Genomic DNA, 22,257 nt, shown 5'->3' with positions numbered 1-22,257 from the left:
TGTCGGCTGTGCTTGTTGCTTCAAAACAGGCTGTTGTTTTGTAGTTGATGCTTCATTGTTCAGTCAGCGTTTGCGCAACAGTTTCGGGGCTGCTGAGACGTTCCAGCTTGGAACGCTGTTTTTGAGGCGGCTATAACAATTTTTCATTCAATCATGACTGTTTCAGCTGTTCCCTCGACCCCGTCGTTGGCAGCTCCTTCCCAGGAGACCGTCACCGCCACCTTGATGGCTGCCAAGAAGGCCAAGGGCATGAGCTTTGCTGATCTGGAAGCAGCTCTGGGCCTAGATGAGGTCTGGATTGCATCCTTGTTCTATGGACAAGCCACAGCTTCAAAAGAAGAGGCTGAAAAGCTGGCTGAGCTGCTCTCCCTTGACCCAGCCATCATCGCCGCTTTGCAGGAGTTCCCCACCAAGGGAAGCCTCGATCCGGTGATCCCCACTGATCCCTTGATCTATCGCTTCTACGAGATCATGCAGGTCTATGGCATGCCCCTGAAGGATGTGATCCAGGAGCATTTTGGTGACGGCATCATGAGCGCGATTGACTTCACACTTGATGTCGACAAAGTGGAGGATCCCAAAGGTGATCGTGTCAAAATCACCATGTGCGGCAAGTTCCTGCCTTATAAAAAGTGGTGAACATTCAAGTCTCTTGATTGAAGACATCAAGCCCCGCAAGTGCGGGGTTTTTTTATTGGCGGAATTGTTGGCTCAGTTGGGTGCTGGCCATTTTCCGCCGAACGTCGTCATTCAGCTCCTGGCTTAACTTCAGCAGGCAGCGCTGACTGGAAGGTGTGGCGATGCAACCGAGCGCGCGGAAGGCGGCCTCGGCAACAGGCAGGGAACCATTTCCACACAGCTCTGCCAGCTTTTCGCTGATCAACACGCCATCGCGGCGTTGCAGAACCCGAATGGCGGCCACAACGACTGGATCGCGAAAATCATTCAAAACCTCTTGGCAGAACTGCAGCAGTTCACCGTCGTCGAGGCAATGGGATCGGAAGCTGAGCAGTTGAAGACCGGCAAGTCGGTGCAGTTGGCCCGGGTGATGCAGGCAATTCGCCACCACCGATTTGGGAACTTCGGCACCCCAGCAGGCGAGAGCCTGAACCACCATCAGGTTGACGTCCTCATCGTCTGAGGTTTGCTCGAGTTGAGCCAACAACCAATCGCGGGCTTCGCTCTGGTGGCAGAGTCCTGCCGCCATCACCAAATCGGGCAGAACCCCGTGGCTGGCGAGGAGGTCTTGGATCACGGGCCAGCCGCGCTCGGCCTGCATCCCCAGTTTTTCGCAGAGGGCTCGCCGCAGATCAACAGAAAGGCTGGGGGAGTAGACCTCCCCCAGCCAAGCGGGCTCCAAAGGAGCGCGTCGAGATCGGGCGAGCCGTTCCCAGAGAACGGCTTCGTCGTTCATGAATGGATCAGCGGGCACCCAGTTCAGCAGCGAGCTCACGCTCCAGCTTTTCATCGTGCTCGGTGGGCAGCACGTTATCCATCGGAGTGCGATGGGTGCTGTAGAAGAGCATGCCGATGAACACCATGCCGCCCACGATGTTGCCGAGGGTGACAGGCAGGAAGTTCCAGAAGATCACCTTGGTGAAGGGGACGCCTGAACCGAGGATCGGGCCAGCGGTGTGCAGGAACTGGTTCACCACGATGTGCTCCATGCCCATCGATTGGAAGGCGGTGATCGGAAGCCAGCAGGCCAGGATCTTGCCGGGAACGCTCTTGCTCACCAGAGCCATGGTCACGCCCAGGCAAACCAACCAGTTGGCCACGAGTCCGCGCAGGAAGGCGAGGAAGAAGCCCATGCTTCCAAGGGCCTCGTACTTCTTCTCAACGTTGATTTGATTGAGGGCCATGATCTTCTGGGCAACGGCATCCCAGATCGGCGGGCCGACATTGTCAGCAGCGCCATCCATGGTGCCGCTGGTGAGGCTGATGGCCATGATCACGGCCACAACAGCGGTACCGATCCAGTTGCCGATCCACACCCAGACCCAGTTGCGGAACGTGGCACCCCAGGTGCTCTTGCCAGCCCAGGTGGCCATCGGCAGCAGGGCGAAGTTGCCGGTCACCAGCTCCATGCCGAACAGCACGATGCTGGCGAAGCCGAAGGGGAACAGCAGCGAGCCCACGAAGGGAGCTTTGACGGTGATGCCCACGGTGAGGGCCAGGATCACCGCCAGGCCAAGGATGGCCCCGGAGTAAAAGCCACGGATCAGCAGGTTCTTCACGCTGACCGTTGATTTTTTGCCGCCGGCGGCAATCATGCCGTCGACAAGCTCATTGGGTAGGACGTAGTCCATCGGATGAGATTGAGAGTTGGACGAAGGTTTTGATGTCAACCGCTGATGCGGTTCATCAGGCGGGAGAACAGATCAGGGCTGCCGCCCTGACGGTTGGTGGCGGCTCCGTCGCGACCACTGGCGCTGAGCCAGTTGACGAAACGAGAGAACACGTCGTTGCTGTTGGCCATGACGGTGAGGGGGAGTGGTCGATACGGGGAGCCGTGACTTCAAAAGGAAGCGTCACGGCGACTGCAGCGATCAGGCCTTAGGGGTGGCCCCGAACTTCTCGATCAACACCTCTTTGAGAGCGGTCTTGATCTCATCGGCCGGGATCGCCTTGCGGTGGATTTCGCCGATGCTTGGGTTGGCGCCTTGGGAGCCACCGATGGTCATCGTGTAGCCCTCGCCCATCTCGCCTTCACTGTTTTTGGCCTTGGTGCCGGTGAGGCCGATGGCGCCCATGTAGGCCTGGCCGCAGGTGTTGGGGCAGCCGGTCCAGTGGATCTTCAGCTCTTCAGGAAGATTGAGCTCCTGGTCCAGCTCCTTGGCCGCTTCAAGCGCTTGGTCCTTGGTGTTGGTGAGGGCGAAGCCGCAGTAGGTGTTGCCGGTGCAGGACACCGTTCCTGCGGAGATGTGACCGGGCTCCAGCGGGAAGCGCTGCACCAGGGCGTCTGCCTTCAGGGCGTCGAGCTTGTCGTTGGGAAGGCCAACGAGGATGACGTTTTGATCTTCGGTGAGACGCACCTCACCACTGCCGTAGTTGAGGCTTGCGGTTGCGAGATCCTGCAGATCCTGGGCGGTCAGGCGACCCACAGGAACGTGCAGTCCGGCGTAGGAGAGCCCTTCCTGTTTTTGGGAATGGAAGCCGTAGTGGGAGCGGGGCGTGGTGTTGAAAACAGAGCCCGGGTCGGGGGTCAACGGACCGAAGAGTTCTTCCACCTGGGTGCGGAACACGTCGTGGCCCACTTGATCCAGGTAGAGCCGGAAGCGGCCTTTGGGGCGCTTGTCGCGTTCACCGTTGTCACGCCAGAGCCGGATCACGGCATCGGTCATCTTGCAGATTTCGTCTGGCTTCACCCAGGCGTTCAGGGGAACGGCATAGGCGTTCATCTGTGATGACAGAACACCGCCGATCCAGACGCCAAATCCCATCACCCCATCCCGTTCCACGGGGTGGAAAACGATGTCGTTGTGGAGCAGGAAATTGTCCTTTGCACCGGCAACGGCGGTGTTCCACTTGCGGGGCAGGTTGGAATACTCCGGGTTGCCCTGGCAGTTGTTGGTGAGGAAGTTCTGCAGCTCGGTGGTGTAAGGCCGCGTGTCGACGATCTCGTTGGGATCAATGCCGGCGATGGGGTTGCCGGTGACGTTGCGGGGGTTGTCGAAGCCGGATTGGATCGTGCTCAGGCCAGCTTCCTTCAGCCGCTTGAGGATTTCTGGCAGGTCGCCCAGCAGCACGCCGCGCAGTTGCAGATTCTGACGGGTGGTGATGTCGCAGCTGCCGTTTTCGCCGTAGCGCTCGACGATGGAGCCAACCACCCGCAGCTGATCGGCCGTCAGCACACCATTGGGCACCCGCAGGCGCAGCATGAATTTGCCAGGCGTTTTCGGACGCCAGAACATGCCGTACCACTTCAAACGCAACTGAAGGTCGGTTTCATCTACCTGCTCCCAACCGAGTTCGGCGAATTTCTCGATTTCGCTGCCAACCAACAGGCCATCTTTGGCCGCCTTGTTCTGCTCGATCTTGTTGAGCTTCTTGCCATCCAGGTAGGGCCTGGAGGGAGAGCTAATGGTCATAAGTCGAATAACGAGTGGGCGGATTGATTGCTCAAAGACGAGGCGCGAATCAATCGAGATGGCCCGAAGACCGGCAACGCTTCAAAACGAAGGGGAGCGTTGGGTTGACTGAATAAACACCGCGACGGTGACCCTGGTCCGTAACAAAGAAAACACTTTTGGCGTTGGTCAATCCCAGGGGTTTGTTCTGCCTGATTTGTAATGCCGGCTACACCTGGTGGTTCCCGTGAGGCCGTAAAAGGCAATCTGCTTCGGCTTCAGTATTGGCGTCCAATTTCGCCAACCATGCGCACCGCTCCGGCCCGGAGCATCTGCCAAACCCGCTTCATCGCAGCGAAGTCTTGGTCGAGTTCGGAGGGTCCGGTGGGGCGGTCGAAGCTTCGGTCGTACCGGTCATGCCGGTTGTAACGAGTCTCCCTGGGCTCGTATCCCCGGCTGTACCGGTCGTCCCGGAAGTCGTCCCGGTCGTCTCTGAAGTCGTACCGCTCAATCCGTCCGTCCAGCGGTTCCCGGTAGGAGCGGCTGTCCAATGGGGCACGATCAAAACGACGGCGGGGCGCCATGACTCATCCAACGTTCACAACGACACGATGACATCAGCCGGCAGGGTCATCGATCCGTGGCCATTGCTACGGAATGACGCTTCCGATCGGGAGCGGCAAGGGTTGCATTTGGTGGTGCATGGCCGCAGTGGTGGTGTTGTTCCTGACTGTTTGGCCTCTCTGCCAGACCTTCTGGCTCAGCGGCGCTCGGCGCCCGTGCAGTTGGAAGTGCTGACGGCTGAACAACCCGTGTCGGCGCTTCCCCAATCCTCTTGGGTTGTTCCCTTGCTATTGCTGCCTGGGGCGCACGCCCGCACGGATGTGCCGGCGATTCGCAACAGGCTTCGTGGTTCCGGAGCCAGTGTGCGTTTGCTGCCCTTTCTGGGCTCGTGGATTACGTGGTGGAACGCTGTGCTCTCAGCACTTCCGTCGTCGGACCGCCGGGATGCCGTGCTGGTGCACCACCCCTTGCGCCCGGGTGTGGCGGATCGCTTCCTCGCGATGCTGGCGTCTCGCCTGGCTTTGCCCTTGGTTCCCTTTGATGCTTGGCCCGAGTTCCAGCAGCGCCACCCCAGGGCCCGGCCACTGCCATTAACTCTCGCGCCAAACCGCATGACGGATGCGTTGAGCGAAGCTGGTGGATTGCCTCCTCTGCTGGAGCATCCCCCCACCCGCCAGGCCCTGATCGATCTGCTTGTTTCTCTGCCGTGACCACCGCTGAACAAACCGGAACCGTTTATCTGGTGGGAGCCGGTCCTGGCGATCCCGAGTTGCTCACGTTGAAGGCGCATCGGCTGCTGAGCCAGTGCGATGCCCTGGTATACGACTCGCTGGTGCCCGAGGAAGTGCTGGATCTTGTGCCAGCAGCCTGCGAACGCCGTTTTGTGGGTAAACGTCGCGGACATCATTCGGTGCCTCAACCCAGCACCAATGCCGTGCTCGTTGAAATGGCCCAGAAGCACAGCACGGTGGTGCGGTTGAAGGGGGGTGATCCCTTCCTGTTTGGTCGTGGAGGGGAAGAAGCGGCTTATCTGGCGGAGCGGAACATCCCTGTTCAGGTGGTCCCTGGTGTCACCGCTGGCATTGCCGCCCCGGCCTACGCCGGAATTCCCGTCACTCACCGGCGGGCGGGGTCATCGGTGACCTTCGTCACCGGTCATGAGGAAATCGACAAGCGCCGTCCTTCCGTGGATTGGCGTGCTCTGGCTGCGGCCAGTGACGGATTGGTGATCTACATGGGGTTGCACAACCTGCCCCGGATTGCGGAGGAGCTGATGGCGGGTGGTTTGGCCGCGACTACTCCCGTGGCGGTGATCCAGCAGGGCACGGTGGCGGGGCAACGCTGCCTCAAAGCCACGCTGGTAGACGTTGCCGATCAATGCCGAGCCGAAGCCTTCAAGTCACCCTCGATCGTTGTGGTGGGTGAGGTGATTGATCAGCAGGTTGAAGCCTGCAGGCCCACTCCGGCAGCGGTCACGATGCCGATTCCGTTCTGAACAGCTCCGCTTGATTCCGCTCTATTCCTTCAAGCGAGCCCGGAGCTGGGCCAGGTTGCACGGTCGGGTTTCGGCATCGAGCTGAGCCCGGATGAGCCGGTTCCAAGCCGTGGTCACCGCATCCAGAGATCCCGGCAGCACAAACACAAACGTTCCGTTGGCCACGCCGGCAAGGCAGCGGCTTTGCAGGGTGCTGGTGCCGATGCTCTCGAATGAGAGCACGCGGAACAGCTCTCCGAATCCTTCGATGGTTTTGTCCAGCAGCGGTGCTACCGCTTCGGGGGTGCCATCGCGGCCTGTGAGACCGGTGCCTCCGCTGGTGATCACCACATCAACCGCAGGATCGGCGATCCAGCGGCTCAGTTCATGGCGGATTTGATAACGATCATCCGGGCAGAGTTGTCGCTCCTGAAGGTGATGCCCCGCGTCTTCAAGGCTGCGCTGCAGCTGATCTCCGCTGCTGTCGTCCGCCAGGGTGCGTGTGTCGGAGATGGTGAGCAGGGCGATGGAGAGGCCCATGGCACAGCGGCGGAGCCCTCGGACGCTAGAACCGCTCCAGCTGCCATGGACGTGGTGCTGAAGGTGCTGCTGTTCGCTTCCCTGCGAGAACGCGCCGGTTGGGCCGAGCGTTCCCTTCCCTTCACACCAGGCGTCTCGACGGCCCGTGAGGTCTGGAATCAGCTGGATCTTGGTCCGCTGGAGGGCATCAGCATTGCAGTGAACCAGGAGTTGGTCGGTGCCGATCAGCCGTTGCAGGCCGGTGATGAGCTGGCCTTTCTTCCACCGTTCACGGGGGGTTGAAGCGTGACCGATTGCCGTGTGGAGGTGTGCCCGGATCCCTTTGATCCTTGGCAGCAACTGGCGCTTTGGAGCGGGGATGCCGCGGCCGCGGCGACCTTCATTGGTCGGGTGCGTCCCACCACGATGGATGGCCGACCTCTGGAGGCACTTGAGCTGGAGTACTTCCCCGGCCTTTGCGAACGTCAGATCACGGCCATGGCGCAGCGCCTGCAGCAGGAGCATCGGACGGGGCCGATTTTGGTGCTGCATCGGGTGGGCAAGCTCGCCCCCGGTGAGCCGATCGTGCTGGTGGCGGTGCAGGCCGATCGTCGTGGGGCGGCGCAGCTCTGCGCCGCCGCCTTGTTGGAGCAACTCAAGCACCAGGCCCCGTTCTGGAAGCGGGAGTGGTGCGCTGGTCAGGGCACCTGGCTGGAGGCCAACACGCCACTTTGATCAAGGCGCGGGTGCTGCAGCTGGTAGCCCATCTGTTTGAGCCGGTTGTTGCGGATCCGTCGGCCCCCTGAACCCGGTTCCTCCTGCCCCAGCCAGCGCACGGGGGCCAGACCCTGTCGCTGCAGGCTGCGCTCCACCAGGTCCCGCAGCCGAATCGGCTCGTCGTTGACCACATTCACCAGACCGGCCCATTCAGCATCGAGAGCGGTTTCCAGGGCACCGGCGGCATCCGCCACATGCAGCCAGTTGCTGTAGGTCGCTCCGCTGCCAGGGCGTTCCAGTCCGGCGAGCCCGCGCAGGCGTTGATCGAGATCGCGGCCGGGGCCATAGAGCGCCCCGAGGCGCAGGATGCACACCCGCCGGACGCTGATGCCGCTGAGCAGTTGTTCGCTTTCCAGCAGAACATCGCCATGGCCGCGGCCTGGTGCGGGCGGTGTTTGCTCATCCACCCAGTCCCCCGCGGCATCGCCGTACACCGAGCAACTGCCCGTGTAGACGATCTGCCGCAGTTCCGGCAGTTGTGGCAACAGCGACGTCAGGCAGCGGAAGCTGTCGACGAAGGTGTGGCGGTAGCCGTTGGCATCCACCTGGCGATCTCCCTTTGGTCCGAGGCAGAACACGGCCTTGCTGCTCTGCCGCAGGGCGTCCCGCAATTGCACGGGGTCTGTGGCGTCGCAGAGCTCCACCCGATCGGCGAGGGGGCTGAGTTGCTCCAGCCGTTCGCTGCTTGTGGTGGTCAGCGTCAGCTTCAGCTGGGGGCGTCTTGGTTGCAGCCGCTTCGCCAGAGCGAGCCCCACGTAGCCGCAGCCAACGATCGTCAGGTCCATGGCGGGGATGGCTGTTGGGGCGACCCTAAGGAGACCGAACGTTTCATGCCGTCACGGACATGACTGATCAATGGACCCTCAACCGCCGCAATTTCGCGGGCCATTGGCAGGGCTGCGGCCATTGGTTTGAGCGGGACGGCAGCGGTCGGCTGGATTTGCAGCATCCGACCCGACGGATCGACCCCACCACCTACGCGATTTCCTTTTCCGATGACGACCACGGGGTGTGGGATGGATCAGGTCTGGCCTTTGCCCCCGGGGGTAAGGCCACCTATCCCATCAGCCGGGCCACCTACAACGCCGGTGGAGGTTGTTGGCAGTTTCCCGGGGCGGGCGGTCAGTCCAGCCGGGGGTTTGATCCCGATCGCCCCCGCTTCGGCCATGAGATCAATCTGTTCTGCGGTAGCTCCCGCTCGATGCTGGTGCTGCTCTGGGAACCGCTTGACGGCGGCTGGCGTTTGCAGCGTGTTGGGGCGGTGGGTTTCCGTTGCTTGAACAGCACCGATCCTGAACCCGACCGTCCCGCATGCGGGACACCCGAGGCCCTGCTGGAGCCGGTGCAGGGATGGAGTGGCGAGCGGCAGATGCTCAGGCCGCAGGCGGGGGTGAACGGCCAGGCGGAGGACGCCGCTCCGCTGGTGTTCGATCCAAGCCAGCTGTTGCACAACGACTGCTCAGCTGTGATGCCCGACGGCCTGGTGTTCTCGGTGCCCAGTGAGCTCCCCAGGGAGCCCTTCAGCCTCGAGATCGGTGGCCGTCTTGGCGCTGCCCTGTTTCAGCAGATCAGCATTCATTTCGATTTATCGGGCCAGCTCATGGCCTGGGAGCGCCGCTGCTTTCAGCCTGATCCCGCTTAGAAAATCCGCTGACGAATCACCTGGGCCCAGAGACGGGTGCCGCTTTCGAGCGGGCCGGCTTCCGCTGGCAGTTCCAGCAGCAGATCGGCCTGTTGCAGGGAACCGATCCGGGACGAGGCCTGCGAGCCATCCACCCGTGCCAGCAGCGTTCCTGCGGCGTTGGTGTCGAGGCGAGCTCGGGCCAATTCCGGCCGTCCCGGTCGGCGGGACAACGGGTCGGCGAGTTCCACCATCACCCGGGGGAACAGCTCCGGTTCGCTTTGGCCCTCCAGAACCTGCACGGCGGGCCAGAGCAGTTGCAGGGCGGTGACCGCCGCTGCTACGGGATTGCCCGGCAGTCCGAAAAACGGCACGCCCTCACCGATGCTCCCGAAGGCGAAGGGGCGCCCCGGGCGTAGGAACAGTTTCCAGAAGTCCACGGCACCCAGCTCAGCCACCAGCGGTCGGATCCAATCGGTGTCGCCAGCGGAGACGCCGCCGGTGCTCACCACCACGTCGCAGTCATGGGCCAGATCCAGCAGGGCCTGGCGCAGGGCGTCGGGTTGATCGGCCACCACCCGTCGCTGGGTCACCGATTGCCCCAGGGCCCGGAGCATCGTCTCCAGAAGCGTGCCGTTGCTCTCCCAGATGGCACCGGGTTGCCGCGCTGTTCCGGGTGGCACCAGCTCGTCCCCGCTGATCAGCAGCCCGATGCGGGGTTGCTGCGTAACCGTTAGGTCGGCGATGCCGCAGCCGGCGAGGCGTGCGAGATCGGCGGCACCAAGGCGCTCTCCAGCGGCCAGCAGCAGGTCTCCCGGTCGGCATTCCTCATCCTCGGGGCGAATCCAGGGACGATCCGACGCCTCTTTCACCAGCTGGAGGCTGGTGCCGTCCACGCTGATCAGCTCCTGGGGCAGCACCCAGCCGGCACCGTCCGGCAGTGGAGCGCCGGTGAGGATGCGGATCGCATCGCCGGTGGCCAGGGTTCCGTTGAAGGGCTGGCCGGCGGCGGAGCGTCCCTTCAGCTGCCAGGTGTCCCCAGGGTTGGGCTGGTGGCTCTGCCCCAGTGCGTAGCCGTCCATGATCGAGGCCCGGAATCCCGGAACGGCCGCGCTGGCAAGCACATCCGCAGCGCTCACCCGGCCGAGGGCCTGCTGCAGCGGCACTGTGTTGCTGGCTGTGATCGGCTGAAGCGCCGCCAGAACCCGTCGACGTGCCTCTTCGAGGGGTAGTCCTTCGCATCCGTAGGGCTCAGCGTTTCCAGACACCGTTCCTCCCTCCTTCCTTGAACTCCAGCTGGATCGCCTCGATCGTCATGGCTGGATCAACCGCCTTGAGCATGTCGTAAAGGGTCAGCAGCCCCACGGACACAGCCGTCATCGCTTCCATTTCCACCCCGGTCTGACCTGTGGTGCGGCAACGGCAGTGGAGCACCAGGCCCGGCAGGGAAGCGTCGGCGTCGATCGACACATCCATGCCACTGAGTGGCAGCGGATGGCACAGGGGAATCAGCTCCCAGGTGCGTTTGGCGGCCTGGATCGCTGCCACCCGGGCGACCGCCAGAAGATCTCCTTTCGGTGTCTCGCCCCGCTGGATCAGGCCGAGGGTTGAGGCGTCCATGCGAATGGCGCCGCGGGCATGGGCTTCGCGGTGGGTGGTCGGCCGGTCCCCCACGTCCACCATGTGAACCTCGCCTTGCTGGTTTACGTGACTCAGGTCTTGCGTCATTCGATCAAGCTCACAACACCGCTGCTGAGTTGGAAACAACCCACCACCAGTTTCAGCGCACCGCTGGCTTTGGCCTCAGCCAGAACGGCGCTGCGTTGAATCAAGGTGGAGGCGCTGGCGAGGGCGTTGCGCTTCACGGCGTCCTCGAGATCGCTGCTGCCGTTGATGTTCTCCCGGATGGGTTGGATCAGTCGGTCCAGGGAGGGGGTCAGCGGGTTGGTGTCCATCGCCGCGGTCACGGCTCCGCAGCCACTGTGACCCATCACCATCAGCAGCGGCGTTTTGAGAATGCTGACGCCGTATTCAACCGAGGCAATGGCTTCGGTGAAGGCGGTGTTGCCGGCGTTGCGGATCACGAACAGCTCGCCAGGCGTGGTGTCGAACACCCAGCTCGGCGACACCCGTGAATCAGAGCAGGTGAGCACGGTGGCCCAGGGATGTTGGCTGGTGGCCAACGCCCTGGGGGAGTTGAAGCAGCGCGGGTTGGCGCCCGCCGTTCGGGGTGTCGTTCCGTCGTTTTGTTTGCCCTGGCGCCAGGCCTCGGCAAATCGGCGGTTGCCCTCCATCAGGGCCTCGAGTGGATCATTCGGGCTGCAGAACCCCTCCTCTGCTGCCTCAACGGGGCGCGCTTGGATCAGGGCGGCCAAGGCCAGACCGCCCGTTTGCTGGAGGAAGTGACGGCGCTGAATCCCCATGCCGGCACCTTATGCGGGCCGGCTGGTGGGATGTGCCACGTGGGCAGTGCGATCAGCGCTCGCCGAAGGCAGACCAGAGGGTGGCTTCGGAGCCCACAACAGGCTCAACGGCAGGCTGGATGGCAGCAGCGGGTTGGGCCGTTGCGGCTGTGTTGGCACTGGCGATGTCGCGCTCGGCCAAGGGAGCCCAGAGAGCGGCAGGACCGGCGATCACCGGTTCCACGCCAGCGGCGCCGGCCTGAACGGAGGCCGTCTGGCTGCGAACCAGTTGCACGGCGAGGGAACCAACGATGAAGGCACCCAGGAAACCTGCGGCCAGGGTGATGGGGCTGCGGCCGGAAGCGGACGAGATGCTGCTGGTCACGGCAGAAACTCTTTGAACAGAGCTTCAGTATGGAAAAAATTGGTGTGAAGGACTACTAAACGGGTTGAATTGTGTAGCGGAATTAACAGTTTCTATGGGATCAAGGCCCTGCATGGGTTGCTGTTGGAGTGCTTCAGCCGTGACCCATCCATGGGACATTCCCAGCAACATTCCGAGGGAGAGGGCGAAGCGCACAGGCCAAGATTTGTATCGAAGTAAACATCTCTGTTTCCCTGGACTTCCGTTGTCATCATTGACACCGATCAAGGCTTTGGTTGATGTCCAGCCGTCGTCATTCCGCCAGCCATTGCTTTGCCTTTGAACAGGACTTCATCGGCAACTGGCGCTGCATCCCTCTGTGTGTGCGACGCAAATTGGATCTGTGTGGGGTGAAGTTGAAGCTCAACCACTGGCTTGAGCTTTCTCAGGAGCAACGTCAAGCCCTGGTGGATTGGCCGGATGGGGCCGATGCTCTTGAGCAGCTTCGCCAACACCTGCGCGATTGCACGCGTTCCATGGCCGATGGCATGGCCAAGGATCTGCCACCGGTGAGTGGTGCCCCCTGGCAACAGCAGGCGGAGCTGCCCGCTGTGGTGCAGGAGGCGGCCACAGTGCGGGGTGTGGCGCTGACCCTGGAGCAGTGGACCCAGCTCAGTGAGCTGGATCGCTTTGCCCTGTGCAAGTTGGTTCGGCCTGGGCACGACCACCACAACCTTGAGGCAGCCTTCAGCGAAGTGCTGGTGTGAGCAGCCGGCGCAGGGCCTCTAATCGTCCTTTCTGCTGTTCAACGGGCTTCACCACCGAGACGGCGGGAGCCACGATCACCGCGCAGGCCTTGAGTTCAGGCTGCTTTGACACCGGGCAGGCCTCGTCGTGCATGAGGGTGTTGGCTTCGCAGGCCTTCTCCTGGGTGAATCCCCAGTGCATCGGCAGGAAGACTGACCCACGCCGGATGAGATCGGTGACTTTCACCGTGGCGGTTAGGTGGCCGCGGCGTGAGCTGATCGCTGCCAGTTCACCGTTGCGCAGTTTCAACTCCTGCGCGTCACCGGGGTGAATCTCCAGCAGCGGCTCGGGATGCTGTTTCATCAGCCGTTCCACCTTGCCGGTGCGGGTCATCGTGTGCCACTGGCCCAGGTAGCGACCCACCGTCAGCACCAGCGGATAGGTGTCGCAGGGGGGTTCCGCCAGTCCCAGCGGTTGATCGGTGCTGAAGCGGGCGCGTTTGTTGGGGGTGGCGAATTGATGGTCTGCGTAGAGGCGTTTGGCTTCTGTGGTGGGGGTGCTGCCGCTGGGATAGGGCCATTGCTGCGGTCCTTCGCCTTCCAGCAGTTCATGGCTGAGGCCGCTCACATCGCAAAGCCTGCCCTGGGTGAGAGCCGTGAATTCGGCGTACACCTCAGCTGCTGATTCGAAGTTGAACTGCTCGCTGTAACCCAGGCGCCGGCCCACCTCGGCAAACACCTCCCAGTCGGGACGGCTCTCGCCGAAACGACGCCGGTAGGCCGGGCAGTAGGTGACCCGCCGTTCGGAATTGGTCATGGCGCCGGCCTTCTCGCTCCACTGGGCTGCGGGCAACAGCAGATGGGCGTAGTGGGACGTTTCCGAGTCGGCGTAGGCCTCGCTCACCACCACCAGCGGGCACTTCTGCATGGCTGACTTCACCCGGTCGAGATCCGGGAGGCTCACCAGGGGGTTGGTGGCGGCCACCCACCACAGATCCAGCGCCTCCTGTTCCATGGCTTCGATCTGCTGCCAGGCCGCCAATCCAGGCTTGGCGTTGATTCGTCCTGCCGGCAGCTGCCAGGCCTGTTCCACTTCGGTGCGGTGTTCGGCGTTGGTCACGAGGCGGTAGCCCGGCAGCAGGTGGGCTAGGCCTCCGGCCTCGCGTCCGCCCATGGCGTTGGGTTGGCCGGTGAGGGAAAACGGGCCCGCGCCTTGCTTGCCGATCTGTCCGGTGAGCAGATGCAGATTGATCAATCCCTGCACCACGGCCGTTCCTTCACGGCGTTGGTTCACCCCCATCGACCAGAGGCTGAGCACCTTCTCGCGCCGGTGGAACAGAGCCGCCACTTCCCGCAGGCGTTTTTCGGGGATGTTGCAGAACAGGGCCACCCGTCTTGGGGTCCAGCGGGCGGCGACGTCAAAAAAGGCGTCGTAATTCTCGGTGTGGTCGTCGATGAAGGCCGGATCCTGGCCGTTTTCACGCAGCACCAGGTGGGCAATGCCGTGCAGCAGGGCCAGGTCGCTGCCCGGTGCAATCGGCAAGTGGATATCGGCGGCTTTGGCGGTGTCGGTGCGGCGTGGATCCACCACCACGATCTTGACGCTGCCGGGGTTTTTGCGTTTTCGCTTCAGCAGCCGCTGGAACAGCACCGGGTGGCATTCGGCCGTGTTGGTGCCGATCAGAAACGCCACTGTGCAGTGGTCGAGGTCCTCATAGCTGCAGGGGGGACCATCGGAGCCCAGGCTGCGGGTGTAGCCCGCCACCGCTGAGCTCATGCACAGTCGCGAGTTGGCGTCGAAATTGTTGGTGCCCAGGGCGCCTTTGAGCAGTTTCTGGGCGAGGTAGTAATCCTCGGTGTGGAACTGACCGGAGCCGTACATGGCGATGCCATCGGCGTTGCCGCGCCGGGCCACGCTCGCCTGGATCTGGCTGGTGATTTTGTTCAGGGCGTCGTCCCAGCTGATCGGCGCGAAGTCGTCCTCCAGGGTCGGACGGAACAGGGGTTGGCGCAGGCGGCCTGGGGCCAGGGTTTCACCGACGGTGGCGCCCTTGATGCAGACCTGGCCAAGGCTGGAGGGGTGTTCGCGGTCGCCGCGGGCGGTCCACATCGGGTTGCCCTCGGCATCCCGTTTCACGGCCTCACCCTTCACGGCAGGAGGCAAGAGCTCCAGACCACAACCCACGCCGCAGTAGGGGCACTGGCTGCGCACGCTGCGAGGTGAGTTGGTCATGCAGGAACCAAAAAAAGAACAAAACCCGGAGCCGAAGCTCCGGGTCGTTATGCAGCGACAGGGTGCTGCGGAGGGAGATGGATCAGGCGGTTTCGCCTTCGTGCAGGTCTGCGAAGGACCCCTTGGGCTCCTTCAGGAAGAAGAAGCAGAAGAAGGCCACGATCAGACCGGCCACGCCCAGGATCTGGAAGAAGGCACTGTTGGAAGCCGCGATCACCTCGGGGGTGGGTTCGCCGCCGCCGCCCATCCACATCGGCAGGAGGCTGAAGATGGTCAGGTAGGTCACAGCACCAACGTTGCCGTAGGCACCCACCAGGCCGGCCACCTGACCGGTGACGCGACGCTTCACCAGGGGCACCAGCGCGAAGGTGGCGCCTTCACCGGACTGCACGAAGAAGGAGGCGAGCATGGTGATCACCACGGCAACGGCAATGCCGGTGGTGCCGGTGAAGGTGCCGGGCTTGATCATGCTCATCACCAGGTAGCCCACGCCGAGACCGGCAGTGAGGAAGCCCATGGTGTTCTTGCGGCTGCCGACGCGGTCGGAGATCAGACCGCCAGCAGGGCGGGCGACCAGGTTCACGAAAGCGAAGCAGGACGCCAGGATTCCGGCGGTGGCCTTCGGCAGATCGAAGGTGGTTTCAAAGAAGGTGGGCAGCATCGAAACCACGGCCAGTTCGGAGCCGAAGTTCACGATGTAGGTGAGCTCGAGGATCGCCACCTGGCGGAACTCGTAGCGATCTTCCTTGGGATAAACCTTGTTGCCGAGGATCAGGTCGCGGTTGGTGCGGATGATTCCCCAGGTCTGGAAGGCAAACCAGACTGCGACGGCGCCGAGGGCCAGCGGATAGGTGCTTGCGGTGAGGAAGCCCACCTTGGACAGGCGCCAGCAGAGCACGCAGAGGATGGCTGCGAAGGGCACGTTCATGCCCAGAAGACCCCAGAAGTCGCGCATCGAGGTGACTTCCAGACCTGCGGTTTTCGCAGGGCGCTGATACGTCTTGCCGGGGGGGGTGTCGGTGACGTTGAAGAAGTAGAAGCAGCCGTAGACGGCCGAGACGATGCCGGTCAGAGCGATGGCACCGCGCCAGTTCAGAACAGCTCCAGTGGGCAGTTCGAAGCCGCCGGAGAAGGAGAGGAAGCCAGCGAGGGCCACCATGGAGAGGGCGGAGAAGGCGGAGCCGAAGTTGCCCCAGCCGCCATAGATGCCTTCAGCCAGGCCGATTTCCTTGGGCGGGAACCACTCGGCCACCATGCGGATGCCGATCACGAAGCCGGCGCCAACGATGGAGAGCAGCAGACGGGCCACCACCAGCTGGTTGAAGTCCTGAGCGGACGCAAACAGCAGGCATGGAATCGCCGAGAACACCAGGATCGAGGAGTAGGTGATCCGGGGTCCGAATTTGTCCAGCAGCATGCCGATCAGCACGCGCGCCGGAATGGTGAGGGCCACGTTGCAGATGGCCACTGTGCGGATCTGACCAACGGTCAGACCCAGGTCCGCTTTCACGGTGGTGGCCAGAGGGGCCAGGTTGAACCAGACCACGAAGGTCAGGAAGAAGGCGATCCAGGTCAGGTGAAGGGTTCGGTACCTGCCCTGGAACGACCAAAGGTCGCCAAGCATTGAGGAGAAGAGAAGGAATCTCGGGCTTCAAAAGGAAAGGTGCCCGGGGATGGCAAAACGGTCGAAAAGAAAATCCGTTTAACTCGCGCAGTTAATCAATTCGCCTATCCCTTGTTTGGTCAGATTGGTTACCGATTTGTGTTTTTGTGTTTCCGGGCAAACATCAATGGGGCTGATTGGTCGGATCAGGTGATCTTGTGCCGCAGCGGTTTGGTAGCGGTTGCAACTTTTGTGGGTTGTTGGACTTTGCTGGTGCAGATTGTTGGTCGACGATGTGAATCAAGGCTTGCGGGTTTGTGTGCTCAGTGGCGGAAGCAGCCGTCGCATGGGGCGTGACAAGGCCCTCTTGCCGCACCCCTCCGGTGGTGTCTGGCTCACGGCCCTGGTTGACCAGCTGTTGCCGCTCGGTCATCCGGTGCAGGTGTTGAGTCGTCATCCCGTGCACGCAGAGCTGCTGGCCCACCGGCCCGGATGTTCCGTGCTGCTGGAACCCCCTCCCTGGAATGGCCCCCTGCAGGCGCTGGCCAGGCTGTTGCCGTCTCAGCCTGGAGAGGCCTTGTTGGTGCTGCCGGTGGACATGCCGCTTTTGCGCACGGCCGTTGTCCAGCAGCTGATCGCAGCCTGGAATCGTGCCCCGGAGCAAGCAGCGGTGGCCCATGACGGGCAACGGCTGCAGCCGTTGCTGGCGGTGATCCCCTCCGGTTCTCCCTTCCGCTCCTGCCTTGATCAGCAACTGCAACGCGGAGAGTTGCGCTGGATGGATTGGTTGACCTGCGTTCCCCATCAGGCGGTGCGCTTGCCTGCGGAGGCGTTGGTGAATGCCAACTGCCCCGCAGATCTGGCAGCTTTGGAGGGATGAGCACGTCGCTGCCGCTTGCAGACCGCCTCAACCGGCCCATCGGGGTGCTGCGGTTATCGCTCACGGCCCGCTGCAATCTCGCCTGTCCGTACTGCTGTCCGGATGTGGAGGAGCCCCCTGGCCTGCTCACCATTGAGCAGCAGATTCGTGTGATTCGTGTGGCCACGCGCCTGGGGGCACAAACGTTGCGGCTCACCGGTGGAGAGCCGTTGTTGAGCCGGCGTTTGTTGCCTTTGCTGGAGGCGGTGGCTCAGGCCCGGCGGGATCGTTCGGATCTGATGGCCGGTTTGCAGACCGTGGCGCTCACCAGCAACGGGGTGCTGTTGTCGGAACCGATGGCGCGGGCGTTGCGTGCCGCAGGGCTGGATCGCATCACTATCAGCCTGGATGCGGCGGAAGGGGAAGCAGCGGCGCGCATGGCTGGCCTCCAGGGTGGTGCCGTGGCTGGTGAACGCCTGGTGCGCCAGGTGCAGGACGGCATCGCGGCGGCCTGCACCGCTGGCTTTGACCCCTCACGCGGTGACCTCAAACTCAATGCCGTGATCCAACGGGGGATCAATGACGATCAGCTGTTGCCTTTGGCCGCTTTGGCGCGGCAGCAAGGGATGGAGCTGCGTTTGATCGAATACATGGATGTGGGTAACCGCAATCAGTGGACGCTGGACCAGGTGCTGCCGGCGGCGCAAATGGTGGAGCGCATTCATGCCCGTTGGCCTCTTGAACCGCTGGGTCGACCGCGAGGTGGGACGGCCCGGCGTTGGCGCTATGGCGATGGCGCCGGATCCATCGGTGTGATCGCCTCCATCAGTGAGCCGTTCTGCGGGGATTGCAACCGCTTGCGTGTCACCGCCGATGGGCAGGCATTCACCTGCCTGTTCTCCGCTGAAGGCACCGATCTCAAGCCCGCGCTCGCCTCGGAGCGTCAGCTTGAGCAGGCCATGCGCCAGCTCTGGCAGCGGCGCCAAGACCGCTACAGCGAGGAGCGTGATCCAGTTGCCGCTGCGTCAACCCATGCGGAAATGGCGTATCTGGGGGGCTGAACCGTCGTGATCGTCACCGTTTTTGCGTGATGCCCTCGGTACAACGGGGCAGCTGAAGGATCCCTCAGGATCCATCGACATGTTTGAACTGCTGGCCTACGAGCGCTTCCGCGACACCCCGTCGGTTCGTTTTTTCGACGTCACCGTGGACACCTCGAACGCGCGCGACCTGGTGATTCACAGCGGCCCGGCTGTGTCGCCCCCCAACGACCCGCAGAGCGGAGCGTGGCAGTTCTATCTGCATCCTCATCAGGAAGACAATCTGCTCGCGGCCAGTGGCGGCAGAACCTTCTTCCTGGTGAACCTGGCCTGGGAACAGCCGTTCCACATCGTTCGGCTCGAGAGCGGTGGTGACATCCTTCGCATCCCTCCTGGCACTTTCCACCGTTCGATCTCCGATCCCGATGGTTCCGTCGTTCTGAACCAGGCGGTTCGTGAGGAGGGCGCTTCTCTGGTGCGGGAATTCCGCGTCTACAACAGCGCAGAGATCCCGGCCTTGATGGCAGCCACCCACAGCTCGGCGCCGAAGCCCCAGTTGCACGGGGTGGAACCGTTGCTTCAGGCGGCCTGAACCAGGTTGCGTGAAGGGGTTTCCGTTGCGGAGGCTTCTTCGCTGATCTGAATTTGCCAGGTCAATTCACTGTTTGTTCCCGGGGGGCCGCTGAAGCTGCCGCTCACGGCTGCGGTGAGTTCCGGCTTGGAGGAGGTGGCCAGCACCACGTAGCGCTCGTTGACTTCCATCCCGGCACTGGGGTCAAAGCCGCGCCAGCCCGCTCCCGGCAGGTAAACCTCTGCCCAGGCATGCAGGTCGTACTCCTTCGGGGGAGGTTGCTGCAGTTGATAGCCGCTCACAAATCGGGCGGGGAGACCCACCACACGGCAGCAGGCCACCATCAGCATGGCCAGATCACGGCAAGAGCCGATACGTTCGCGCAGAGTTCGACCCGCCGGCCAGGCGGGGCCCACATGGCGTTGGGTGTATTTCACCCGCTCCTGAATCAGCTCAATCAGTTGCTTCAGAAAAGCCAGGGTTTGCTGGTTGCTGCCCATCAGGGCTTCCTGGGTGAGGTCGATGGCCGAGGGTTCGTGCTGGCCGTTGGGCAACCAGCCCTCCAGGGCCCCCTGAAGGTCGCTGTTGAGTTGGCCTTGCGGGTAGGGAAGGGGTGGTTCCAGTCCGTTGAAGCAGCTTTCCAGCAGGGGTGCTGGCCGGGTCTCCACCAGGCTGCGGGCCTCAAAGACCAATTCATCAGTGCTGCCGAGAAAACGCAGCCGTTGGATTTCGTCGCCGCTGGCGGCCACCAGTTCCCGACGTTGCTCCGGTTCCGGCAGCACGCTGAGTTGATGCTCCAGCAGGGTCTGAAACCCCTGCCCCCGAGGCCTCAAACACAGGCGATGTTCCCCGAGGAAAACGGGGGCCTCATACCGATACGTCAGGCGGTGAACGATGAGAGCACGCATGCAGGATCGGTGGGGATGGAACGGAGGTCGGCGCTGGTGAAGTAGCGGGTCTGGATCAGGTTGTGGAGTTGGTTGAGGTCCTGCTGAAGCTGGTCAATGGCTTCATGCAGACCGGCTTCGATCAGGTTGTCGATCCGCACATAGCTCCAGCGGGCCAGGAGTTGTCCGCGCAAACAGTCGAGGTCATCCGGGGTGTCTTGGTTTGGCTGCTGCTGAATCTGTTGCAACGTGTCGCTGATGCCCTGCAGGCAGTACCGCACCGAGCGAGGAAAGATGGGGTCCAGCAGCAAAAAGCGGGCCACGGAGGCAGGGCTGATCGCGTGCTGCATGCTCTGCCGGTACATCTGATAAGCCCCCGCTGTGCGCAGCAGGGTGATCCATTGCAGTTCATCCAGCACGCCGCCCACCTCCTCAGGGGAGGGCAGGAGCAGGAAATATTTGACGTCGAGGATGCGGGAGGTTTTATCGGCCCGTTCGATCAGACGTCCCAGCTGACTAAACAGCCAACTCAGATCACGGCTCAAAGTGGTGTCGGTGATCCCGTACACGAGCTGGCAGCCGCGGCGGATGATCCGCAGTTGCTCCTGCACCGGTTCCCGCCATATGTCTTCGTCGTCCTGCAGGCTCCAGTGCAGATCATTGATCTGCTCCCACATCTCCGTGGTGATCACATCCCTGATCTGCCGTGCGTTTTCCCGGGCCATCGCAATGCAACTCACGATGCTGTTGGGATTGCTGCGGTCCAGCAGCAGGAAGCGCACCACCTGTTTGGGCGTGGCACCGGGGTAGGCCGTATCGAAGCGGTGGCGATCTCCCGTCACCTCCACCAGCGGCAGCCACGGTTCGGCGCTGCCCGGAGGACAGTCCAATGCCATCGCTTCACTCACTTCCAGAAAGCGCGAGATGTTTTCGGCCCGTTCCAGATAGCGGTTGATCCAGTAGAGCGAATCGGCAACGCGACTCAGCACGGCACAGCCTCCTGGGGTTGCGGTGCTGCCATCGGTTGGTCGTCGACGATCCAGGTGTCCTTGCAGCCGCCGCCCTGGGACGAATTCACCACCAGTGAGCCCCGCTTGAGGGCCACGCGCGTCAGCCCCCCTGGACTCACCCAGCTGCTTGCGCCGCGCAGCACATAGGGGCGCAGATCCACATGGCAGGGGTAGAGCTCACCGTCACTGAGGGATGGCACGGTGGAGAGTTGCAGCGTGGGCTGCGCAATGAAGTTGCGGGGATTCGCACGGATCTTCGTGTCGAAGTCCGCTAGCTCCGATCGGCTGGCCTGGGGGCCGATCAGCATTCCGTAGCCGCCGGCTTCCGCCACCGACTTCACCACCAGTTGCTCGAGGTGTTCGAGCACATAGCGCTGATCGTCAGGCCGGGCACAGAGGTAGGTGGGAACGTTCTCGATGATCGGCTCCTCATCGAGGTAGTAGCGGATCATCGCCGGCACGTGGGCATAGATCAGCTTGTCGTCGGCGATGCCGGTGCCAGGGGCGTTGGCGATGGCGACCCGTCCTTGCCGCAGCACGTCGATCAGGCCCGGCACCCCCAGCATCGAGTCCTTGCGGAACACGGTGGGATCAAGAAAATCATCGTCGATGCGTCGGTAGATCACATCCACGGGTTCCAGGCCATTGGTGCTGCGCATCCACACCCGGCCGCCTTCGCACACCAGATCGCGCCCCTCCACCAGGTGAATGCCCATTTCTTGGGCCAGGTAGCTGTGTTCGAAATAGGCGCTGTTGAACACCCCGGGCGTCAGGATCGCCACGCGGGGGGTGTCACTCCAGGGCGCCAGGTCCTGAAGGGTGCGAAGCAGATGGGAGGGATAGGCGTCGATCGGTTGAACGGCACGGCCTTCGAACAGGCCAGAGAACAATCGCTTCATCACCCGACGGTTCTCGAGGAAGTAGGCCACCCCAGAAGGACAGCGCAGGTTGTCTTCCAACACCCGCCAGGTGCCCTTGCCGTCGCGGATCAGGTCAAGCCCGGAGATGTGGCACCAGCGGTTGAGGGGCAGGCTGATGCCCTGCATCTGAGGTCGCCAACCGGAGGAACTTTCCACGTCTTCCCGTGGGATCACACCGTCGTTGAGAATCTGCTGGGGGCCATAGATGTCGGCGAGGAAGCAGTCGATGGCTTCCAGGCGTTGCAGCAGTCCCCGCTCCAGGGTGATCCAGTCGCTGCGGCCGATCAGCCGAGGCAAGGGATCGAAGGGGAGAATTCGTTCGCTGCCTTTGAGGCCGGAATCGTTGAGGCGGAAGGTGGCGCCGAGGCGACGCAGCAGCTGACTGGCCGAAGCATGGCTGCGGTTGAGCTCGGGCAATCCCATCTGCCCCAGTGATGCGAGTAGTGGGGCCAGATCGGCGCGTGGTGTGGCCGTTTCACCGCAGAAATATTCGTCGAAGCCGACCGTCGGTTTGTAGTCGGTGAACATCCTGATCGCACAAGCGAGGTGTATCCAAGGCGTCGCCCCACTCCACTTCGGGTGGTGGTTGCTACATAT

26 protein-coding genes are annotated in these 22,257 nt (G+C 62.7%); 10 read left to right on the top strand and 16 right to left on the bottom strand.

The window, feature by feature from the left end:
* The first annotated feature begins 153 nt into the window (after nucleotides 1-153).
* Entirely contained in the window at nucleotides 154-639 is a 486-nt protein-coding gene (gene cynS, locus AAXE93_RS06025; RefSeq protein ID WP_390129052.1) for a cyanase, read from the top strand.
* A gap of 52 nt (nucleotides 640-691) precedes the next feature.
* Here the strand turns inward: cynS and AAXE93_RS06020 are convergent, their stop codons facing one another.
* From AAXE93_RS06020 to AAXE93_RS06000, 5 genes are all read right to left on the bottom strand, one after another.
* Entirely contained in the window at nucleotides 692-1,414 is a 723-nt protein-coding gene (locus tag AAXE93_RS06020) for a HEAT repeat domain-containing protein (RefSeq protein WP_390129762.1), read from the bottom strand.
* A 7-nt stretch (nucleotides 1,415-1,421) separates the two neighbouring features.
* Nucleotides 1,422-2,309: a formate/nitrite transporter family protein gene (locus tag AAXE93_RS06015; RefSeq protein WP_115131399.1), complete on the bottom strand. Its 888-nt coding sequence runs from the start codon at nucleotides 2,307-2,309 to the stop codon at nucleotides 1,422-1,424.
* A 35-nt stretch (nucleotides 2,310-2,344) separates the two neighbouring features.
* Nucleotides 2,345-2,479, bottom strand: coding sequence for a ferredoxin--nitrite reductase (locus AAXE93_RS06010; RefSeq protein WP_390129049.1), 135 nt, complete (start codon nucleotides 2,477-2,479; stop codon nucleotides 2,345-2,347).
* Nucleotides 2,480-2,549: 70 nt separating this feature from the next.
* On the bottom strand, nucleotides 2,550-4,091 hold the full coding sequence (locus AAXE93_RS06005; RefSeq protein ID WP_390129046.1) for a ferredoxin--nitrite reductase: 1,542 nt from the start codon (nucleotides 4,089-4,091) through the stop codon (nucleotides 2,550-2,552).
* Nucleotides 4,092-4,348: 257 nt separating this feature from the next.
* On the bottom strand, nucleotides 4,349-4,654 hold the full coding sequence (locus AAXE93_RS06000; protein WP_390129044.1) for a hypothetical protein: 306 nt from the start codon (nucleotides 4,652-4,654) through the stop codon (nucleotides 4,349-4,351).
* 27 nt (nucleotides 4,655-4,681) lie between these two features.
* On the opposite strand from AAXE93_RS06000, the gene AAXE93_RS05995 reads away from it, so the two are divergent.
* Together AAXE93_RS05995 and cobA are read left to right on the top strand one after the other, a co-directional pair.
* A complete protein-coding gene (locus tag AAXE93_RS05995; RefSeq protein WP_390129042.1) occupies nucleotides 4,682-5,344 on the top strand; it encodes a DNA mismatch repair protein MutS in 663 nt (220 codons plus the stop codon).
* On the top strand, nucleotides 5,341-6,129 hold the full coding sequence (gene cobA, locus AAXE93_RS05990; RefSeq protein ID WP_390129040.1) for a uroporphyrinogen-III C-methyltransferase: 789 nt from the start codon (nucleotides 5,341-5,343) through the stop codon (nucleotides 6,127-6,129). The genes AAXE93_RS05995 and cobA overlap by 4 nt, the downstream gene beginning before the upstream one ends.
* A 21-nt stretch (nucleotides 6,130-6,150) precedes the next feature.
* On the opposite strand, the gene moaB is transcribed toward cobA, so the two are convergent.
* Entirely contained in the window at nucleotides 6,151-6,648 is a 498-nt protein-coding gene (gene moaB / locus AAXE93_RS05985) for a molybdenum cofactor biosynthesis protein B (protein WP_390129038.1), read from the bottom strand.
* Between the two features lie 45 nt (nucleotides 6,649-6,693).
* On the opposite strand from moaB, the gene AAXE93_RS05980 reads away from it, so the two are divergent.
* Together AAXE93_RS05980 and AAXE93_RS05975 are read left to right on the top strand one after the other, a co-directional pair.
* On the top strand, nucleotides 6,694-6,930 hold the full coding sequence (locus tag AAXE93_RS05980; protein ID WP_115081347.1) for a MoaD/ThiS family protein: 237 nt from the start codon (nucleotides 6,694-6,696) through the stop codon (nucleotides 6,928-6,930).
* A gap of 3 nt (nucleotides 6,931-6,933) precedes the next feature.
* Entirely contained in the window at nucleotides 6,934-7,362 is a 429-nt protein-coding gene (locus tag AAXE93_RS05975) for a molybdenum cofactor biosynthesis protein MoaE (RefSeq protein ID WP_390129035.1), read from the top strand.
* On the opposite strand, the gene AAXE93_RS05970 is transcribed toward AAXE93_RS05975, so the two are convergent.
* Nucleotides 7,326-8,189 (bottom strand): NAD-dependent epimerase/dehydratase family protein, encoded by an 864-nt coding sequence (locus tag AAXE93_RS05970; RefSeq protein ID WP_390129032.1) that lies wholly within the window; start codon nucleotides 8,187-8,189, stop codon nucleotides 7,326-7,328. The two genes, AAXE93_RS05975 and AAXE93_RS05970, sit on opposite strands and share 37 nt — an antisense overlap.
* 59 nt (nucleotides 8,190-8,248) lie before the next feature.
* Between AAXE93_RS05970 and AAXE93_RS05965 the strand changes: the two genes are divergently transcribed.
* On the top strand, nucleotides 8,249-9,046 hold the full coding sequence (locus AAXE93_RS05965; RefSeq protein ID WP_390129030.1) for a hypothetical protein: 798 nt from the start codon (nucleotides 8,249-8,251) through the stop codon (nucleotides 9,044-9,046).
* On the opposite strand, the gene AAXE93_RS05960 is transcribed toward AAXE93_RS05965, so the two are convergent.
* The 4 genes from AAXE93_RS05960 to AAXE93_RS05945 are packed head-to-tail and all read right to left on the bottom strand — an operon-like array spanning nucleotide 9,043 to nucleotide 11,812.
* Complete coding sequence (locus AAXE93_RS05960) at nucleotides 9,043-10,293, bottom strand: molybdopterin molybdotransferase MoeA (protein ID WP_390129028.1); 1,251 nt, start codon at nucleotides 10,291-10,293, stop codon at nucleotides 9,043-9,045. The two genes, AAXE93_RS05965 and AAXE93_RS05960, sit on opposite strands and share 4 nt — an antisense overlap.
* Complete coding sequence (gene moaC / locus AAXE93_RS05955) at nucleotides 10,277-10,753, bottom strand: cyclic pyranopterin monophosphate synthase MoaC (RefSeq protein ID WP_390129026.1); 477 nt, start codon at nucleotides 10,751-10,753, stop codon at nucleotides 10,277-10,279. Before moaC ends, AAXE93_RS05960 begins: the two co-directional genes overlap by 17 nt.
* Nucleotides 10,750-11,448 carry a carbonic anhydrase gene (locus AAXE93_RS05950; protein ID WP_390129023.1) on the bottom strand — a complete coding sequence of 233 codons (699 nt, stop codon included), beginning with the start codon at nucleotides 11,446-11,448 and terminating at the stop codon, nucleotides 10,750-10,752. Before AAXE93_RS05950 ends, moaC begins: the two co-directional genes overlap by 4 nt.
* Nucleotides 11,449-11,500: 52 nt before the next feature.
* Complete coding sequence (locus AAXE93_RS05945; RefSeq protein ID WP_390129021.1) at nucleotides 11,501-11,812, bottom strand: hypothetical protein; 312 nt, start codon at nucleotides 11,810-11,812, stop codon at nucleotides 11,501-11,503.
* 278 nt (nucleotides 11,813-12,090) lie between these two features.
* Here AAXE93_RS05945 and AAXE93_RS05940 point away from each other — a divergent pair, with 278 nt between their 5' ends.
* On the top strand, nucleotides 12,091-12,558 hold the full coding sequence (locus AAXE93_RS05940; RefSeq protein ID WP_390129019.1) for a nitrate reductase associated protein: 468 nt from the start codon (nucleotides 12,091-12,093) through the stop codon (nucleotides 12,556-12,558).
* On the opposite strand, the gene AAXE93_RS05935 is transcribed toward AAXE93_RS05940, so the two are convergent.
* Nucleotides 12,539-14,770 (bottom strand): nitrate reductase, encoded by a 2,232-nt coding sequence (locus AAXE93_RS05935; RefSeq protein ID WP_390129016.1) that lies wholly within the window; start codon nucleotides 14,768-14,770, stop codon nucleotides 12,539-12,541. The two genes, AAXE93_RS05940 and AAXE93_RS05935, sit on opposite strands and share 20 nt — an antisense overlap.
* A gap of 82 nt (nucleotides 14,771-14,852) precedes the next feature.
* The gene (locus AAXE93_RS05930) at nucleotides 14,853-16,394 is read right to left on the bottom strand and encodes a NarK family nitrate/nitrite MFS transporter (RefSeq protein WP_250397189.1); all 1,542 of its coding nucleotides are present in this window, start codon (nucleotides 16,392-16,394) and stop codon (nucleotides 14,853-14,855) included.
* Nucleotides 16,395-16,656: 262 nt separating this feature from the next.
* On the opposite strand from AAXE93_RS05930, the gene AAXE93_RS05925 reads away from it, so the two are divergent.
* The 3 genes from AAXE93_RS05925 to AAXE93_RS05915 all read left to right on the top strand — a co-directional run bounded on the left by AAXE93_RS05925 (nucleotide 16,657) and on the right by AAXE93_RS05915 (nucleotide 18,864).
* On the top strand, nucleotides 16,657-17,253 hold the full coding sequence (locus AAXE93_RS05925) for a molybdenum cofactor guanylyltransferase (RefSeq protein WP_390129014.1): 597 nt from the start codon (nucleotides 16,657-16,659) through the stop codon (nucleotides 17,251-17,253).
* Nucleotides 17,250-18,293, top strand: coding sequence for a GTP 3',8-cyclase MoaA (locus AAXE93_RS05920; protein ID WP_390129011.1), 1,044 nt, complete (start codon nucleotides 17,250-17,252; stop codon nucleotides 18,291-18,293). The genes AAXE93_RS05925 and AAXE93_RS05920 overlap by 4 nt, the downstream gene beginning before the upstream one ends.
* Before the next feature lie 79 nt (nucleotides 18,294-18,372).
* Entirely contained in the window at nucleotides 18,373-18,864 is a 492-nt protein-coding gene (locus AAXE93_RS05915) for a redox protein (RefSeq protein WP_250397241.1), read from the top strand.
* On the opposite strand, the gene AAXE93_RS05910 is transcribed toward AAXE93_RS05915, so the two are convergent.
* The 3 genes from AAXE93_RS05910 to AAXE93_RS05900 are packed head-to-tail and all read right to left on the bottom strand — an operon-like array spanning nucleotide 18,852 to nucleotide 22,188.
* A complete protein-coding gene (locus AAXE93_RS05910) occupies nucleotides 18,852-19,751 on the bottom strand; it encodes a transglutaminase domain-containing protein (RefSeq protein ID WP_390129008.1) in 900 nt (299 codons plus the stop codon). The two genes, AAXE93_RS05915 and AAXE93_RS05910, sit on opposite strands and share 13 nt — an antisense overlap.
* Nucleotides 19,724-20,719 carry an alpha-E domain-containing protein gene (locus tag AAXE93_RS05905; RefSeq protein WP_006851593.1) on the bottom strand — a complete coding sequence of 332 codons (996 nt, stop codon included), beginning with the start codon at nucleotides 20,717-20,719 and terminating at the stop codon, nucleotides 19,724-19,726. The genes AAXE93_RS05910 and AAXE93_RS05905 overlap by 28 nt, the downstream gene beginning before the upstream one ends.
* Nucleotides 20,713-22,188 (bottom strand): circularly permuted type 2 ATP-grasp protein, encoded by a 1,476-nt coding sequence (locus AAXE93_RS05900; protein WP_390129006.1) that lies wholly within the window; start codon nucleotides 22,186-22,188, stop codon nucleotides 20,713-20,715. Before AAXE93_RS05900 ends, AAXE93_RS05905 begins: the two co-directional genes overlap by 7 nt.
* Nucleotides 22,189-22,257 lie beyond the last annotated feature (69 nt).

This window comes from Synechococcus sp. HIMB2401, from assembly GCF_042883245.1.
GTDB lineage: Bacteria > Cyanobacteriota > Cyanobacteriia > PCC-6307 > Cyanobiaceae > Parasynechococcus.
Note: the sequence above shows the minus strand (reverse complement) of the source record. Positions and strands in the feature narration are given on the sequence as shown.